Source organism: Aliidongia dinghuensis (assembly GCF_014643535.1).
Classification (GTDB): Bacteria; Pseudomonadota; Alphaproteobacteria; order ATCC43930; family CGMCC-115725; genus Aliidongia; species Aliidongia dinghuensis.
The window spans coordinates 19837-36989 of the sequence record NZ_BMJQ01000012.1; the positions used below are offsets into that span (position 1 = coordinate 19837).

A 17153-nucleotide genomic window follows, 5' to 3' on the forward strand; every position below is an offset into this window, starting at 1 on the left:
ACGCGGACACCTGACGATCGCGACAACGCGTCCGCCGGGCGACACGATCGACGGAATCCCTTGGGGTGCTCTTGTAGTGGCGCCGTCGGGGGCGGTAGCTTTCCGCGGATCCGGGCTCGCCCGGTCCAAAGCCGGAAAGCGGGCCAAAACAGGAAAACGGGCCCCAAACAAGAAAACCTTTGGAGGAAGAATGCTCGCCCAAATGCCTCTGCGCACCAGCGTGTCCGCCCTCGCCCTATTGGTCCTCGGCGGCATCGCCTTCGCCCAGGCCGCCGACATCCGGATCGCGTGCTATTCCGACGGCAATGAATGCCCGGCCACGAAGACGCTGGCCGAGCGCTTCATGAAGGACAATCCGGACATCCACATCCAGATCGACGAGATGCCCTACAAGTCGATCCTGGAGAGCGTGCCGGTGCAGCTCGCCGCGGGCAACGGCCCGGACATCGCGCGCGTCAGCGACTTCAGCCAAGTGGTGCCCTACCAGCTCGACCTCACGCCCTATCTCAAGGACGCGGCCTATTGGGAAAAGGCCTATGGCCCCGTGCTCGACTGGATGCGCGCGGGTCCCGAGGACAAGGGCATCTACGGGCTCATGACCCAGCTCACCGTCTCGGCGCCGATCGTCAACAAGACGCTGTTCGACCAGGCCGGCGTGCCGGTGCCGGCCAAGGGTGCGACATGGGATGACTGGGCGGCGGCGGCCCTCAAGGTCGCCAAGGCGACGAAGACGCCCTTCGGCATGGCCTGGGACAGGAGCGGCGCGCGCTTCGCCGGCCCGGCGATCTCGGAAGGTGCCAAGTACTTCTACGCCGCCGGCCACCCGCCGGTGGTCGACGACGGCTACAAGACCATGGCCGCCAAGTGGGTCAAGTGGAACCAGGACGGCACGGTCGACAAGGACGTCTGGGTCGCAACCGGCGGCGGCTATCGCGACGCGTTCGAGGAATTCGCCAACGGCAAGATCGCGGTCTATTTGTCGGGCAGCTGGCAGCTCGCCCGCCTGCAGAAGCAGATCGGCGACGGGTTCGAATGGGTCGTCGGCAGCGCGCCCTGCGGCCCGGCCGCCTGCACCGGCATGCCGGGCGGCGCCGGCTTCGTCGCCTTCAAGGGCACGAAGTCGCCGAAGGAAGTGGCCAAGTTCCTCGATTATCTGGCCCAGCCTGCGGTCTATGGCGAATGGATGGTCATGACCTCGAACCTGCCGGCAAACGTCGAGCTGCAGAAGCAGAAGCTCGACTACAAGCTCTCGCCGGCCGGTTCCGCCGCCATGTCCATGTTCCAGGAGAACGCCACGACCTTGACCCCGCTCGCCTACAAGCTGCAGGGATCGCAGCTCTCCCGGCCGATGTTCAACGCCACCGTCGACCGGATCAGCCAGGCGATCGCCGGGCAGATCACCCTCGACCAGGCCTATGACCGCATCACCGCCGACGTCGCCGACGCGGCGGCGGCCAAGGCGAAGAAGTGACGGTTTCGAACCCGAACATCGCCACATCCGGAGCCGCCCGAGTGTTCGGGCGGCTCTACGGGGCCGTCATGAACCTGCCCGAGCGCCCGATGCGCTGGGCGCAGGCGGCCCTGCCCGACGGCCGGCTCGGCTGGCTGTTCGTCGGGCCGAACCTGCTGATCTTCGGCATCTTCACCTTCCTGCCGATCGTCATCGATTTCTATTATTCCGGCACCGGCGGCACCAACCTGCTGCCGACCGACCGGCCCTGGGTCGGCCCTGAGAATTTCGCCTCGCTGCTCGACTGCAAGAACTATCTCGACCCGAACAGCTGCGTGCGCGACCAGTTCTGGTACGCGATCTGGAACACGGCCGAATTCGTCGTGCTGCAGGTCTCGCTGATGCTGGTGTTCAGCCTGATCACGGCGCTCGTGCTGAACCGCAAGATCATCGGCCGCGGCTTCTTCCGCGCCGCCTTCTTCTATCCCGTGCTGCTGAGCCCGGTCGTCGTCGCCCTCATCTGGAAATGGGTGCTGCAGCGCGACGGCGTGCTGAACGCCGCCTTCATCGCCGGCGGGCTCGATCCGGTCGATTGGCTCTTGAACGCGCGCTCGGCCTTCGGCTGGACCGTGTTCGTGTCGATCTGGGCGCACATGGGTTTCTATACGCTGATCCTTTTGGCCGGCTTGCAGGCGATCCCGGCCGACATCTACGAGGCGGCCGCGATGGATGCCGCCCCGCCGTTCCGCGTGTTCCGGCGCATCACCCTGCCGCTCTTGATGCCGAGCGTGCTCGTCGTGCTGGTGCTGGGCCTGATCCGTGCCGTGCAGATCTTCGACGAAGTCTATGTGCTGACCGGCGGCGGCCCGGGTTCGGCCACGACCTACCTGGTCGAGTTCATCTACAACACCGGCTTCTCGTCCCAGGTCCGGCAGTACGGCCTGGCGGCAGCGGCCTCGCTGCTGCTCGCCGGCGTGCTGCTGGTCCTGACGCTCATCCAGTTGCGCGGCATGCGCGGAAAAGGCGACACACGTGGGTAAGCTCGCGCGCATGCTGACCGCGACACGCGGTCGGGGCCGGATGGATTGGACCGACTGGGCCAGCTACCTCTACCTGGTGCTGGGCACGCTCTTGATGCTGGGGCCAGTCGTCTGGCTGGGGCTGAGCTCGCTCAAGAGCCCGTCAGGCCTGATCGAGTTCCCGCCGACGCTGCTGCCGCAGGAGCAGGCGCGCGCGACGGTGCCCAACTATCCGAACCCCCTGCCGCTCTATCGCATCACCAAGGGCGACCACGCCGGCCAGACCTTGGCCGAGGTGCGCAAGATCGGCCTGCAGGCGACCATGGTCGACCCGGCGGGGCCCGAGACGCTGATCCGCGTGCCGGTCGACGACCGGGCCAAGGTCATGCGCTTCCACGCGGCCTGGGACAATTACACCGACCTGATGCGGAAGTTCGATTTCGGCCGCTACCTGTGGAACAGCGTGTTCATCACGACGGTCGCGACGATCATCACGCTGCTCATGAACTCGATGGCGGCCTTCGCGCTGTCGAAATACCGCTTCGCCGGCCGCGATGCCGTGTTCCTGCTGATGCTGGCCACGCTGATGATCCCGCCGACCATCATCCTGGTGCCGAACTACCTGATCGCGGCCGTGCTGGGCCTGACCGACAATCCGTGGGGCGTCATCTGGCCCGCGGTCGCAACGCCGACCGGCGTGTTCCTGCTCCGGCAGTACATGCTGACCCTGCCCGACGACCTGATCGAGGCGGCCCGCATGGACAATGCGTCGGAATGGCGGATCTATTGGAAGATCGTGCTGCCGCTGTCGCGGCCTGCCTTGGCCGTGCTCGCGATCTTCTCGGTCATGTGGCGCTGGAACGAGTTCCTGTGGCCGATGGTCGTGCTCGGCCGCAATGAAAAATTCACGCTGCCGTTGGCGCTCAATTCCTTCCAGGGCGAGCTTACGACCCAATGGAACTATCTGCTGGCGATGACGGTCGTGACCCTGGTCCCGGTCACGGTCATCTTCGCCTTCCTGCAGCGCCAGATCACCCAGGGCATCGCCTCAGCTGGAGTCAAATGATGGGCCGTACCGACGGCAGTCTCGCCCTCAAGAACGTTGTGAAGCGGTTCGGCGGCACCCAGGTCATCTATGACGTGAGCTTCGACGTGGCCGACGGCGAGTTCGTCGTGTTCGTGGGCCCGTCCGGCTGCGGCAAGTCGACCCTGCTGCGCATGATCTGTGGCCTCGAGAGCGTCAGTGACGGCGAGATCTGCATCGGCGGCGACCGGGTGAACGAAGTCTCGGCCGCCCGGCGCGGCCTCGCCCTCGTGTTCCAGTCCTATGCGCTCTATCCGCATATGACGGTCTACCAGAACATGGCGTTCGGGCTCGAAAACCTGGGCATGCCCCGGGCGGAGATCGAGAAGCGCGTCGCCGAGGCGGCGCGGATGCTGCGCCTCGGCGACTATCTGCAGCGCAAGCCCACGGCGCTGTCGGGCGGCCAGCGCCAGCGCGTCGCGATCGGCCGCGCCATCGTGCGCGAGCCGCGCATCTTCCTGTTCGACGAGCCGCTGTCGAACCTCGATGCCGAGCTGCGCGTCGGCATGCGTGCCGAGCTTGCCGACCTGCATCGGCGCCTGGGCACGACCATGATCTATGTCACCCACGACCAGGTCGAGGCCATGACCATGGCCGACAAGATCGTCGTGCTGCGCGCCGGCCGGGTCGAGCAGGTGGGGGCACCGCTCGAGCTCTACAATCATCCGCAGAACCGCTTCGTCGCGGGCTTCATCGGCTCGCCCCAGATGAATTTCCTCGAGGGCCGCGTCGCCGGCGCCAACGGACCCCGCTTAGCGGTCGAGCTGCCGGGCCTCGGCACCGTCGAAACACGGGTGGGATCGAACCACGCCGCCCCTGGCACCGCCGTCGCGATCGGCATCCGGCCAGAGCATGTCCAGGCCGGCCATCATGACGGCAACAACCTGATCGGCAAGGTCTCGGGCGTCGAGCAGCTCGGCGGCTTGAGCTACGTGCGGCTCGGCAACCCGGACATCACGGTCCAGATCCCCGGCCAGACCCGCCTCGCCCACGGCGAGGCGACGCCGGTGCATTTCCCGGCCGACGCCATTCACGTCTTCGACGCCGACGGGCTGACGCTGTCCGCCCGCGCGTAAGTTTTCGAGCCGCCATCCCCGCATAAGCGGGGATGGCGATGAAACAGCCTAACGGAAAAGCATCCCGATGAAACCGATCCGCCAAGCCGTCCTCGCCGAGACCACAGAGCGGGGCGTCACCCTCGATTGCGGCGACGGCATCCGCTGCCGCATCTCGATCCTGAAGCCCGATCTGGTTCGGGTCCTGTTCGTGCGCGGCGCCGAGCCGCGCCAGCCCCGGACCTGGATGGTGCCGGCCCATGGCACGGCCGACGTGCCGTGGGAAGGCCGCGACCGGCTGGACGAGACGAGCTGGCCGGTACCGGCATTCGACCGCGCCCAGGCAGCGGACGCCATCACGCTCAAGACGGCGGCGTTGACACTCCGGATCGGCCTCCAGCCGCTGGCGCTCACCTGGTCGCTGCCCGACGGTAACGTGTTCGCCCGCGACCGCTCGAACCATGCTTACCTGTTCGGCCAGAAGCTGCGCCATCACCATGAGCGCCATGAGGGCGACCGCTATCACGGGCTCGGCGACAAGACCGGGCGCTTGAACCTGCATGGCCGCCGGCTCAGGACGACCATGCTCGACAGCCTCGGCTTTGATCCGGAATGGGGCGACCCGCTCTACAAGCATTGGCCGTTCGTCATCACCCGCGATGGTGCCACCGGCGTCAATTGGGGCATCTTCTACGACAACCTGGCCGACGCCACATTCGACCTGGGCGCCGAGCACGATAATTACTATGGCCTGTTCCGCGGCTACGAGGCAGCGGACGGCGATCTCGACTATTACGTCTTTGTCGGCCCCGACCTGGATGCGGTGACGGGGAAGTTCCTTGATCTCACCGGCCGCGCCCCGGTGCCGCCACGCTGGACGCTGGGCTTCTCCCAGACGGCGATGGCGATCGCCGACAGCGCCAATGCGCAGGCGCGCATGCACGAGTTCATCGAGAAATGCGGCGCCGAGCGCATTCCGGTGAGCGCGTTCCATTTCGGCTCCGGCTACACCTCGATCGGGCCGAAGCGCTATGTCTTCACCTGGAACCTGTCGAAATATCCGGAGCCCAGGAAGCTGACCGACGCGTTCCATGCGGCCGGCATCAAGATCGTCGCCAACCTCAAGCCGTGCCTGCTCGACGATCACCCCGCATATCGGGTGGCGCTCGAGGCCGGCGCCTTTATCCGCGACCGGGCGACCGGCCAGCCGGTCATCACCCAGTTCTGGGACGGCGAAGGCGCCCATCTCGATTTCACCAACCAGGCCGGCATCCGCTGGTGGCAGGACGGGGTTCGAAACCAGGTGCTGGATTACGGCATCGACATCGCCTGGAACGACAACAACGAATATACCCTCTGGGACGACGGTCCCGAATGCGCCGGCTTCGGCACGGCCATCCCGCTCGAGCTCGCGCGCGGCCTGCAGCCGCTGCTGATGACGCGCGCCTCGCTCGAGGCGCAGCAGGAGCGGAAGCCCGACGAGCGGCCCTTCAGCGTTACCCGCGCCGGCTGCCCGGGCATCCAGCGCTATGCCCAGACCTGGAGCGGCGACAATTCGACGAGCTGGCGCAGCCTGAAATGGAACCTGCGCACCGGCCTGCAGATGAGCCTGTCCGGCATGCACAACATCGGCCATGACGTCGGCGGCTTCTCAGGCCCCGTGCCCGATGCGGAGCTGCTGGTGCGCTGGACCCAGATGGGCTCGGTCCACCCGCGCTTCATCATGAATTCCTGGAAGCCCGACGGCGTCTATACCGCCCCCTGGCTGCATGCCGAGGCGATCCCGGCGATCCGCAGCGCCATCCGCCTGCGCTACCGCCTGCTGCCCTATTTCTACGCGCTGATGCATCAGGCGGCCGAAGGCGGCCCCGCCCCGCTCCGGCCGACCTTCGCGGCGTTCGATCGGGATCCCGCGACCTTCGTCGACAATGACGAGCTGATGGTCGGGCCGCACCTGCTGGCGGCCCCGGTGGTCGAGCCGGGCGCCCGGTCGCGCGCGGTCTATCTGCCGGCCGGACCCGAATGCTGGTTCGATTTCTGGAGCGGCGAGCGTCTGCCGGCCGGCGCCGAGGCGCTGCTCGCGGCCCCGCTCGACCGCCTGCCGCTCGTGGCCCCGGCCGGCGCCATCATCCCGATGACCGACGAGCCGGCGGATTTCTCCCGCCTGCATGACGAACCGAGCCGTTGCCTGCGCCTGTTCCCGGGCCCGGGAACAGGCAGCAGCCGCTTCACGCTCTACGAGGATGACGGCATTTCGGTCGCGGGTCCGGTCGCGAAGCTGCGGTTCGAGCTTGCCTGGACGCCCGAGACGGTCACGCTCACCGCCGATGGCCCGGCGCCGATCAACGCCACGCCGGCCGGCATGGCGCCGATCGGCGTGTCGCTGCCGCTCGCCGACCGCCGCACGCTCGTACTGAACGGCACCGGCGTGGCGCTCGAGCCGCGGCCGTTCCGGGCGACGCTCGACGCCTGAATCCGATCCCCGAACCCGATCGACGCGCAAATGAAAAAGGGGGAGAGCGGCTTGCCGCTCTCCCCCTCGACGTTTGCGGACCAGCCTAGCTGATTACCACTTGAACGACGTCTCCATGATGAGCGCCGTCGAGTTGTAGCTCTTGGCGTAGACGTTGTTGTTCGCCGGCACGCCGCCGTTGCCCGGCGTGAAGTTCGAGCCGTTCGGCACATAGGCGCCGTTCGGATCGTACAGCGTCTGCTGGATCAGGCCGGCGATGTTGACGCCCGGCCCGACCGAGTAGGTCGCACCGACCTGGATCACATCGTTGATCGCGGCGCGCTTGATGTTGGTGAGATCGCCGGTGATGCCTTCGAACTCGCCGCGCGACCATTCCGCACCCATGCGGATGGCACCGACGGTGTAGGAGATGTTGAGGTCGGAGTTCTTGTTGATCAGCTCGTTCGACTTCAAGGCGATCGCCTGCTGATAGCCGCTCATGAGGCCGCCCGGGATGCCCTGCGACAGCTCATAGTCGAATCCCAGTTCCCACGGGCCGTAATTGACCTGGAAGCCGGTATTGTAGACGTGCGGATCGGCATTGTTGGTCGAGGTCAGCAAGCAGTCGGTCGGGTTGCCGAGCGTGCCTGCCGCGTCGTTGCCGAGTGCCACCTTGCTGGAGCAGGCGCCCTTGCGGCTCGCGGTCGAGTAGCCGGCCGTCCAGGCCGCCTTCACCGGGCCGACCGTGCCGTTCCAGCCGGTCGTGAGCGACCAGTAGTTATAGGCGGACGCGTTGTTGAGGTAGCTCGGCGTCAGGCCGTTCGTCTGGTTGTCGGTCGGGCCGTTGTTGTCGCCGATGTTGCCGGGACCGTTGGTGTGGCCGCCGGCCTTGTCCGGCGTGTAGCTGGCGCCGAAGTGGAAACCGGCGATCGTCGGGCTGTAGTAGACGATCTTGGTGCCGCGACCGTCGAGGTTCAGCGTTGTCAGGTTGAACACGGGCGAGCCCGAGAAATAGATATCGGACGAGTTCGCGCCGATGTTCTGGTCGCCGGTGACGCCGGCATTGGCGCCGACCGCATCGTTGCGGCGGACGTCGCTGTCGTCACCGATGCGCACTTCGCCCCAGCTCTGGGCGTTCTTCAGGTAGATATAGCTGTCCTTGATCGTCGTGTTGTTCGAGCTCTGGAAGCCGTTCGACGTGTTGACCGTGCCATTGGGCGCGCTGAACGCGTTCAAACGGGTGAAGACGCCGGCGGTGATGCCGTTCGAGAAGGTGGTCGAGCCCATAAAACGGATCAGGAAATAGTCCTGGAACCCGGTCGGCTGGCGCTTGTAGCCGGCCTCACCCGGCTGATCGTCCTGCGAGATCATCGCAGCGGCGCCGGTGTAATACTGGCCGCCGAGCCGCATCTGGATCGGCTGATCGGTGCTCGCGGTCTGCGCGTGGGCGCCGTTCGCGAGAAGGCCCGCCGCGACGAACGCGGACGTCTGGAGAAGCAGTTTCTTCATGGTAGGCGTTGGCCCTCGATGGGCCTGATCGTCTGCCGACGACCAGGTTTGCCGTAGCGTGCCCCCACACGACTACAGCAGCGGTAAACCTCCGCCGCGGACCATAAAGAACAGAGGCGGACGGTCAAGCAATCAGCCTGGTCGCTGCGAGTAATTTGCCTCACTGTTGCCAACAAAACACAACGGTGGCGCCGAGAGGGCAAAGGCGGCTCGGTTCGCCGGCATTGCCGGCGAACCGAGAGGGGAACGGCAGGCGCACCACCCTCTCTCAGGCTTCGGCCGCACTGCATCATGCGTGGCGAGCCCGAGCGCCACGCGTCGGCGCGACGAGACGGTCAAATCGCTCATCCCGCTCGGATCAGACTTTTTAGATATGATATATTATCCAATCGATCTTGGAAATGAGTCGACCCTCTGCCGATATGTAGGCCACAGAGTTGCTCCACGCCGAATTGTCATGTCGTCTGGAGCGGTATTTCCTGCTGCGCTGCAGCGTATTGTACGAAGTATTCGCTCCGCGCGACATGATGATACCAGTGAAAGAGTTTATTTTGTCTCTTGTGTGCCAATAGCGTTCGAAGCAGATCGAGTCCCCAAGCCGAACGCAGCGTAAGTGCCTGGAAAGCGCATCCCATACAGGTGCGGGGAAACCTCCCACCGTGCCTGTCGAACTTCCCGTCGCCGGTCCCCCGTGCCCCCATCACGGCCCGGCGGCGGGAGTTCACCCTCTCATCAATGACAGATCGATGACTTCGGCTCTCTCGTCGAATGACTTGAAGGGTCAGGCTGGTACTACGGGTAACAGGATTTTCATTGGCATCCCTGCCAAGCAAAACTGTCGCATTGAAGTGCCGCCGCCTCGCCCCATCTAACCTCGCGATTTGCGGCTCGGGGGGTATGAGATGGAAGCGCGCCACCTGCGGTACTTCGTCGCCGTCGCCGAAGAGTTGAGCTTCAGCCGCGCCGCCGAGCGGCTCAACATCGCGCAGCCACCCTTGAGCCAACAGATCAAGCATCTGGAGGCGGAAATCGGCCAGCAGCTGCTCGAGCGTGGCACCCGGCCGCTTCGCCTGACCGAGGCGGGGCGCTTCTTCCAGCGGCAGGCGCTCGAAATCCTGGCCAAGATGGAGGATGCCGTCGCAGGCACGCGCCGCATCGGCCGCGGCGAGACCGGCTGGCTCGGCATCGGCTATATCGGCTCCGCCATCAACACGCTGCTGCCGCCGGTGCTCCGTCGCTTCGGCGTCGAGTATCCGGGCGTCCATGTCTCGACGTTCGAGATGCATTTCGAGGAGCAGGCGGCGGCCCTGCAGAATCGTCAGATCCATATCGGCTTCGCCCGCTCGTCCAACGGCGCCGATCTCTTCGTCGAAGATCTGCTTTACGAGGAACGAGTGGTCGCCGCCGTGCCGTCGACCCATCCGTTCGCCGGCCGGTCACGGATCTCGCTGGCGGAGCTTGCGGGCGAGCCGGTCGTGCTGTGCAGCAGCCGGGCACCCCGGGGTGTCGATGCCGGCTGCCTGCTCGCCATCTTCCGCAGCGCCGGGATCGAGCCCAACATCGCACTCGAAGCGATGAACATGGAGTCGGCGCTGGGCCTGGTGCGCGCCGGCCTGGGCGTGACCCTGGCCAGCCACGGCTACGCCCAGACTCAGCGGCCCGGCATCCAGTTCCTGTCGCTGGGCCCGGAAAGCCCGCTGCTGCCCATGAAGGCGATCTATCGGCCCGGCGACCAGTCGCCGATGCTGAAGGCGATCCTGGGCATCATCCACGAAGAAGCGGCGACCCTGTCGCGCAGCGCGCTCGCGGCCTGAGGCTAGCGTCGGCCTGCGCGGGTCACCCCTTGCGCCGGTCCACGACTGTCCGGCTTATTTTTCCCGTCATCCCCGCGAAGGCGGGGATCCAGGGCCATGCGCTCCAGCGGCAGGGGAAAGCAAGGAGTTTCTGTGGACCGCCGAAGTCTTTACGGCCACCCTGGATCCCCGCCTTCGCGGGGATGACGGTGTTTAAGACGGCACGCGCGCGCGCATGCGCCCGGAGTAACGGGAAAGCTAAACCAAACCGCCGTGGCGCAGGTCACAGATAGCCGAAGCGGCGCATCTCCTCGCCGTGGTCGTCTTCGATCCGGGCGACCTGCGCCGGGGTCAGCAGCTTCCGCCATTGGCCGGCCCGGCCCTCGCGGAAGAAGGCGGCGTCGGCGCGCTTCGGCCGCTCGATGAACCCTTTGCGCTGCTCCTGCGCCTTCAGCACCTTGAACGAGCTCATCTTCATCGCCTTCTCGAGGCGCGGCCGTGCCACGTCCAAGCCCAGGAAGCGGGCAACGGCGCCAAAGCTCTTCACCGGCTGGTCCAGCATGTCCTCGTAGCGCAGCACCAGGAGGCTGCGGTTGGGCGTGTGCGTCCAGGAATGGACATGCTGCGACCAGCTCGACAGATATTCATAGACGTTGCTGCCGTCACCGGCCGTGCAGGCGGCCTGATCGCGCATCATGTCGATAATGTAGTCGATCGACTGGCCCTGGTGGTGGCTGTAGGAGATCACCACGTCGCGCGGGTCGCGGATCATGTAGATGGCGCCGGCCGTGACCTCCATCGTCACCAGCGGCATGCCCTGATCCTCGAGCAGCGCGTTGTGGGTCTTGACGAAGATGCTGTCGGCCGACAAGCCGGTCAGATGGCGATGCACCTGCGGGCGCATCCGCTGCACGTCGGCCAGCGAATATTCCGTGTCCGGCCGCGGGTCGAACAGGCGGAACCAGCGCACCTGCGCCTCACCATAGGTGAAGTCGGTCAGCGTGTTGATGTCGTAGGATTCCGTCGGGTTGCGCAGCAGGTTGTGCAGGAACGAACGCATCCAGGTATTGCCCGATTTCGGGTAGGACGCGAGCCAGATGATGGCGCCCATGAGGTTTGACGATCTCTAGACGGAATAAGGACGGAGGCCCCGTGTCATAGCACCCGTTCCGGACAAACAAAAAGGGGGAGAGCGGCGAGCCGCTCTCCCCCCAAGATCTTGAAGCGACGAACCGCTTACCAGCGGAACGACGTTTCCATGATGAGCGCCGTCGAGTTGAAGCTCTTGGCGTAGACGTTGTTGTTGCCCGCAACGCCGCCGGTGCCCGGCGCGAAGCTGGAGCCAGCCGGCACGTAGGCGCCGTTCGGATCGTACAGGGTCTGCTGGATCAGGCCGGCGATGTTCACGCCCGGGCCGACCGAGTAGGTCGCACCGACCTGGATCACGTCGTTGATCGCGGCGCGCTTCACGTTCGCGTCGCCGGTGATGCCTTCGAACTCACCGCGCGACCATTCCGCACCGAGGCGGATCGCGCCGACGGTGTAGGAAATATTGAGGTCGGACTGCTTGTTGGTCATCTCGTTCGTGCGGTTGAAGAACGCCGTCGGCAGACCGGCCGCATTGAACGCGATCGCCTGGCCCTGGCCGCCAACGGCCGGGCTCGGGAGCGCTTGCGACAGTTCGTAGTTGAAGCCGAGTTCCCACGGGCCGTAGTTGACCTGGATGCCGCTGTTGTAGACCTTCGGATCGGCGTTGGTGGTGCTGTTGGCTTCGACGGTGTTGCTGCTGCTGAAGCCGCAAGCCGCATCGTTACCAAGCGCCACCTTCACGCTCGTGCTGCAGCCGCCCTTGCGGCTGCCGGTCGAGTAGCCGGCCGTCCACGCGAACTTCACCGGGCCGAACGTGCCGTTGTAGCCGGTCGTGAGCGACCAGTAGTTATAGGCCGTGGCATTGTTGAGATAGCTCGGCGTCAGGCCGTTCGTCTGGTTGTCGGTCAGGCCGTTGTTGTCGCCGATGTTGCCCGGGCCGTTGGTGTGGCCGCCCGCCTTGTCCGGCGTGTAGCTGGCGCCGAAGTGGAAGCCGGCGATCGTCGGGCTGTAGTAGACGATCTTGGTGCCGCGGCTGTCCAGGTTGAGGGTCGTGAAGTTGTAGACCGGCGAGTTCGAGAAATAGATGGCGCCCGAGTTGGCACCGATGTTGCCGTCGCCCGTGACACCGGCGTTGTTGCCGACCGCGTCGTTGCGGCGGACGTCGCTGTCGTCACCGATGCGGAACTCGCCCCAGGAGGCGTTCTTCAGGTAGACGTACGAGTCCTTGATCGTCGTGTTGTTCGAGCTCTGGAAGCCGTTCGTCGTGTTGGCCTGGCCGTTCGGTGCCGAGAAGGCATTGAGACGGGTCCAGACACCGGCGGTGATGCCGTTCGAGAACGTGGTCGAGCCCAGGAAGCGGATCAGGAAATAGTCCTGGAACCCGGTCGGCTGGCGCTTGTAGCCGGCATCACCCGGCTGGTCATCCTGCGAGATCATCGCGGCGGCGCCGGTATAGTACTGGCCACCGAACTTCATCTGGATCGGCTGATCCGTGGTCGCGGTCTGCGCGTGCGCGCCGTTCGAGAAAAGGCCCGCCGCGACGAGCGCGGAAGTCCCCAACAGTAACTTCTTCATGATTCCCCTCCAGAAGTGCCTACTTTCGCGCACCATGGCCGGTGTGATCTGGCCTCGGTGGCCGCGGCGGGTCCCCATGCGAGCCGCGGTCGAATCTTTCGCAATCCCATGCTGGAAGGTACGGGAAGCTGCTGAAGGGTCAAGAAAGACGACGGTTTGACGCGGGCATTTCCAAATACTGTTGCCGAGACACCACAATTCCGTCCAGGCGGCCGGACGGGCCCGGTCGAGGCCGCCGTGCGTTTCAGCCGCTTTGAAGCAGCGCCGGAACATGCTAGGAACCGTGCGCGAAAGATCTGCAGCCCCGCCGATGGTTCATCAAGCCGACCTTGCCGGTCGTCCGGGCCCGAGGCGTGGCGTTCGAGGAGTCTCATGGTCAACCGTCTGCGCGCTACCACCCTTGCCCTCGGCCTCGCCACCGCCGCCGTTCTGGCCGGCTGCAGCGACATTTCCCCGTCGGACACTGCCTATCGGCCGAACGACCCGCGGTACCAGGAAGAGACGCAAGGGGACAATTCGTTGTTCGGTTCAGGCGGCCTGGTGGGCCTGCTCGGCGGCGGCTCCAAGAAGGACGCGCCGGGCGCCCAGGGCATCGGCGTCAACACGTTCCTGTGGCGCGCCTCGCTCGATACGGTGTCGTTCATGCCGCTCACCTCGGCCGACCCGTTCGGCGGCGTGATCATCACCGATTGGTATACGCCGCCGGAGACCCCGAACGAGCGCTTCAAGCTCAATGTCTATATCCTGGATCGCCAGCTGCGCGCCGACGGCATCAAGGCAACGGTCTTCCGCCAGAGCCACACGCCCGACGGCCGCTGGGTCGACGCGACGGTCGATCCGAAGACGGCCGCCGACCTGGAAAACGCCATCCTTACCCGCGCCCGCCAATTGCGGGTGAACACGGCGCAGCAGTCGTCGTAACGGGACCGGCAGCCGCTTTTATATATTGCGCGGCTGCCATGCGGATTGGATTAAAGGCGGCCGCCGGATCCGACGCCCCTCGCTCCCAGCATCCTTGCACGGGCGATCGTCGGAGCCGGCGCCGCCCGGCAAGGTGAATGGAGATGGATCGGTATAATTTTCATGAGGCCGAGGGCCGTTGGCAGTCGGTCTGGCGCGAGCGCGGCAGCTTTGCCGCCAAGACCGATCCGAGCCGTCCGAAATACTACGTGCTGGAGATGTTCCCGTATCCGTCGGGCAAGCTCCATGTCGGCCATGTCCGCAATTACACGATGGGCGACGTCGTCAGCCGCTACAAGCGGGCGCGCGGCTTCAACGTGCTGCACCCGATGGGCTGGGACGCGTTCGGCCTGCCCGCCGAGAACGCCGCCATCGCCGGCGGCATCCATCCGGGCAAGTGGACCTACGAGAATATCGCCACCATGGGCGAGCAGCTGAAGCTGATCGGCCTCGCCTACGACTGGGACCGCGAGATCGCGACCTGCCATCCGGAATATTACCGGCACGAGCAGAAGATGTTCCTGGACTTCCTCGCGAACGGCTTGGCTTATCGCAAGGAATCCTGGGTCAACTGGGACCCGGTCGAGCATACCGTGCTGGCCAACGAGCAGGTCATCGACGGCCGCGGCTGGCGCTCGGGCGCGCTGGTCGAGAAGCGCCTGCTCTCGCAGTGGTTCCTCAAGATCACCGACTTCGCCGACGAGCTCCTGGCCGGCATCGACACGCTCGACCGCTGGCCCGAGCGCGTGCGCGTCATGCAGTCGAACTGGATCGGCCGCTCCGAGGGTGCCCGCGTGCAGTTCACGCTCGAGGGCGAGGGCTTCGCCGGCGAACAGCTCGAGATCTTCACGACCCGGCCGGACACGCTTTTCGGCGCGTCCTTCTGCGCCCTCTCGGCCAACCACCCGGTCGCCCAGCGGCTCGCCCTCGAAAACCCGACGGTCGCCGCATTCAACGCCGACTGCAACCGCATGGGCACGTCGGAAGCCGCGATCGAGACGGCGGAGAAGCTGGGCTTGAAGACCCGGCTGACGGTGGCGCACCCGCTGATGCCCGGCGTCAGCCTGCCGCTCTATATCGCGAACTTCGTGCTGATGGAGTACGGCACCGGCGCCATCTTCGGCTGCCCGGCCCATGATCAGCGCGACCTGGACTTCGCGCGCAAATACGGGCTGCCGGTCAAGACCGTGGTCAAGCCCGCCGACGGCCCGGCGCCGGAGATCGGCACCGAGGCCTTCGTCTCGACCGATGGCGTCGCGGTCAATTCCGGCTTCCTCGACGGGCTCGCCGTGCCCGCGGCCAAGCGTGCCGCCATCGAGCGGCTGGAGAGCCTCGGCATCGGCAAGGGCACGATCCAGTACCGCCTGCGCGACTGGGGCGTGTCGCGCCAGCGCTACTGGGGCTGCCCGATCCCGGTCATCCATTGCCCGGCCTGCGGCATCGTGCCGGTGCCGGCCCAGGACCTGCCGGTCAAGCTGCCGGACGACGTGAGCTTCGACCAGCCCGGCAACCCGCTCGACCGGCATCCGACCTGGAAGCATGTCAATTGCCCGACATGCGGCGGCAAGGCGACGCGCGAGACCGACACGTTCGATACGTTCTTCGAGTCCTCGTGGTATTTCGCGCGCTTCTGCTCGCCCCGCTCCGAGAATGCGTTCGACCGGGCCGACGTCGATTACTGGCTGCCGGTCGACCAGTATATCGGCGGCATCGAGCACGCGATCCTGCATCTGCTCTATTCGCGCTTCTTCGTGCGCGCGCTCAAGAAATGCGGCTATCTGGACCTGGACGAGCCGTTCGCCGGCCTGTTCACCCAGGGCATGGTCTGCCACCAGACCTATCAGGACGAGGACGGCAACTGGCTGTTCCCGGAACAGGTGACGCTCGACGCCAACGGGGTTGCCACCTCGAACGGCCGGCCGGTCGTGATCGGCCGTCTCGAAAAGATGTCCAAGTCCAAGAAGAACCTGGTCGGCCTGGAAACCATCGTCGAGAGCTACGGTGCCGACACGGCGCGCCTGTTCCTGCTGTCGGACAGCCCGCCGGAACGCGATCTCGAATGGACCGAGGCCGGCGTCGAGGGCACCTGGCGCTACGTCAACCGGCTGTTCCGGCTCATCCAGGACCATCGCGAGCGCCTGGCGCCGATCGGGGCCGCGACCGATGATGCCGGCGAGACCCGGCGGATGGTGCACAAGACCGTAGCCGCCGTGACGGAAGACCTGGAGCAGTTCCGCTTCAACCGCGGCGTCGCCCGGCTGCGCGAGCTGTCGAACCATCTTGAAACCGTCGCCGCCACGCTTGACGGCGCCGTGCTGCGCGAGGCGTTCGAGACGCTGACCGTCCTCCTCGGCCCGATGATGCCTCATCTGGCCGAGGAGCTGTGGCACATGCTCGGCCACGAGACGCTGCTCGTCGATCAGCCCTGGCCGACCCCGCTGGCCGCCCTGGTGCGCGACGACACGGTGACGCTCGCGGTCCAGGTCAACGGCAAGCTGCGCGCGACGCTCGACCAGCCGCGCGACGTCGACCAGGAGGCGGCGCGCGTCGCGGCGCTGGCGCTCCCCGAAGTCCAGCGCGCGCTCGACGGCAAGCCGGCGCGCAAGGTCATCGTCGTACCGAACCGGGTGATCAATGTCGTGGCGTAACCGCCTTTCCGCCGCCGTCGGCCTGGCCCTGCTCGGCACGGGCCTCGCCGGCTGCGGCTTCCATCCGCTCTATGCGGCGCATGACGAGAACGGGCTCGACACCGGCCTCGCCTCGGTCCAGGTCGACCAGATCCGCGATCGGCTCGGCCAGGTGCTGACCAACCAGCTGCGCGACGGCTTCAACCCGACATCGGCCAGCGTGCCGGCGCGCTATCGGCTCTCCGTGGCGCTGATCAAGCAGGAGTACGACTCAGCGACGCGGTCGGACGGCACGGCCAGCCACACGACCGTCCGCTTCCTCGCGGATTACGCGCTGCGCAACATCGCCGACAACAAGCCGGTCATCTCGGGCCAGATCCGGTCCGACAACGGGCTCGACGTGCTCGACAACCAGTACGCCAACACGATCGGCGAACAGACCGAGGAATTGCGCGCGGTGCACGACGTCGGCGACCAGCTGCATGAGCGTGTAGCGCTCTATCTGCGGCAGGTCGCGGCCAAGCAATGATCTCAGGGCAA

Annotated in this window: 12 protein-coding genes; 9 read left to right on the plus strand and 3 right to left on the minus strand. The window is 66.0% G+C overall.

Going from position 1 to position 17153, the window contains the following annotated elements:
• The first annotated feature begins 190 nt into the window (after nt 1–190).
• The 5 genes from IEY58_RS21630 to IEY58_RS21650 all read left to right on the plus strand — a co-directional run bounded on the left by IEY58_RS21630 (nt 191) and on the right by IEY58_RS21650 (nt 7081).
• Nucleotides 191–1471, plus strand: a complete 1281-nt coding sequence (locus IEY58_RS21630) for an ABC transporter substrate-binding protein (RefSeq protein ID WP_229743866.1) — start codon at nt 191–193, stop codon at nt 1469–1471.
• The gene (locus tag IEY58_RS21635) at nt 1468–2490 is read left to right on the plus strand and encodes a carbohydrate ABC transporter permease (RefSeq protein WP_229743867.1); all 1023 of its coding nucleotides are present in this window, start codon (nt 1468–1470) and stop codon (nt 2488–2490) included. The genes IEY58_RS21630 and IEY58_RS21635 overlap by 4 nt, the downstream gene beginning before the upstream one ends.
• A complete protein-coding gene (locus IEY58_RS21640) occupies nt 2483–3535 on the plus strand; it encodes a carbohydrate ABC transporter permease (protein WP_229743868.1) in 1053 nt (350 codons plus the stop codon). Before IEY58_RS21635 ends, IEY58_RS21640 begins: the two co-directional genes overlap by 8 nt.
• The gene (locus IEY58_RS21645) at nt 3532–4629 is read left to right on the plus strand and encodes an ABC transporter ATP-binding protein (RefSeq protein ID WP_308422443.1); all 1098 of its coding nucleotides are present in this window, start codon (nt 3532–3534) and stop codon (nt 4627–4629) included. The genes IEY58_RS21640 and IEY58_RS21645 overlap by 4 nt, the downstream gene beginning before the upstream one ends.
• Nucleotides 4630–4696: 67 nt before the next feature.
• Nucleotides 4697–7081, plus strand: a complete 2385-nt coding sequence (locus IEY58_RS21650; protein WP_189049667.1) for a glycoside hydrolase family 31 protein — start codon at nt 4697–4699, stop codon at nt 7079–7081.
• A gap of 93 nt (nt 7082–7174) precedes the next feature.
• Here the strand turns inward: IEY58_RS21650 and IEY58_RS21655 are convergent, their stop codons facing one another.
• Nucleotides 7175–8569, minus strand: coding sequence for a porin (locus tag IEY58_RS21655; protein WP_189049669.1), 1395 nt, complete (start codon nt 8567–8569; stop codon nt 7175–7177).
• Nucleotides 8570–9471: 902 nt separating this feature from the next.
• Between IEY58_RS21655 and IEY58_RS21660 the strand changes: the two genes are divergently transcribed.
• The gene (locus tag IEY58_RS21660) at nt 9472–10383 is read left to right on the plus strand and encodes a LysR substrate-binding domain-containing protein (RefSeq protein WP_189049671.1); all 912 of its coding nucleotides are present in this window, start codon (nt 9472–9474) and stop codon (nt 10381–10383) included.
• 262 nt (nt 10384–10645) lie between these two features.
• Here the strand turns inward: IEY58_RS21660 and IEY58_RS21665 are convergent, their stop codons facing one another.
• Both IEY58_RS21665 and IEY58_RS21670 read right to left on the minus strand, forming a co-directional pair.
• Complete coding sequence (locus IEY58_RS21665; RefSeq protein ID WP_189049673.1) at nt 10646–11473, minus strand: sulfotransferase domain-containing protein; 828 nt, start codon at nt 11471–11473, stop codon at nt 10646–10648.
• A gap of 125 nt (nt 11474–11598) precedes the next feature.
• Nucleotides 11599–13026, minus strand: a complete 1428-nt coding sequence (locus IEY58_RS21670; protein WP_189049675.1) for a porin — start codon at nt 13024–13026, stop codon at nt 11599–11601.
• A 372-nt stretch (nt 13027–13398) separates the two neighbouring features.
• Here IEY58_RS21670 and IEY58_RS21675 point away from each other — a divergent pair, with 372 nt between their 5' ends.
• The 3 genes from IEY58_RS21675 (at nt 13399) to lptE (ending at nt 17142) form a co-directional block, all read left to right on the plus strand.
• Complete coding sequence (locus tag IEY58_RS21675; protein ID WP_189049677.1) at nt 13399–13947, plus strand: DUF3576 domain-containing protein; 549 nt, start codon at nt 13399–13401, stop codon at nt 13945–13947.
• Between the two features lie 143 nt (nt 13948–14090).
• The gene (leuS, locus tag IEY58_RS21680; RefSeq protein WP_189049679.1) at nt 14091–16634 is read left to right on the plus strand and encodes a leucine--tRNA ligase; all 2544 of its coding nucleotides are present in this window, start codon (nt 14091–14093) and stop codon (nt 16632–16634) included.
• Nucleotides 16621–17142, plus strand: a complete 522-nt coding sequence (gene lptE / locus IEY58_RS21685) for an LPS assembly lipoprotein LptE (protein WP_189049681.1) — start codon at nt 16621–16623, stop codon at nt 17140–17142. Before leuS ends, lptE begins: the two co-directional genes overlap by 14 nt.
• Nucleotides 17143–17153: the final 11 nt, after the last annotated feature.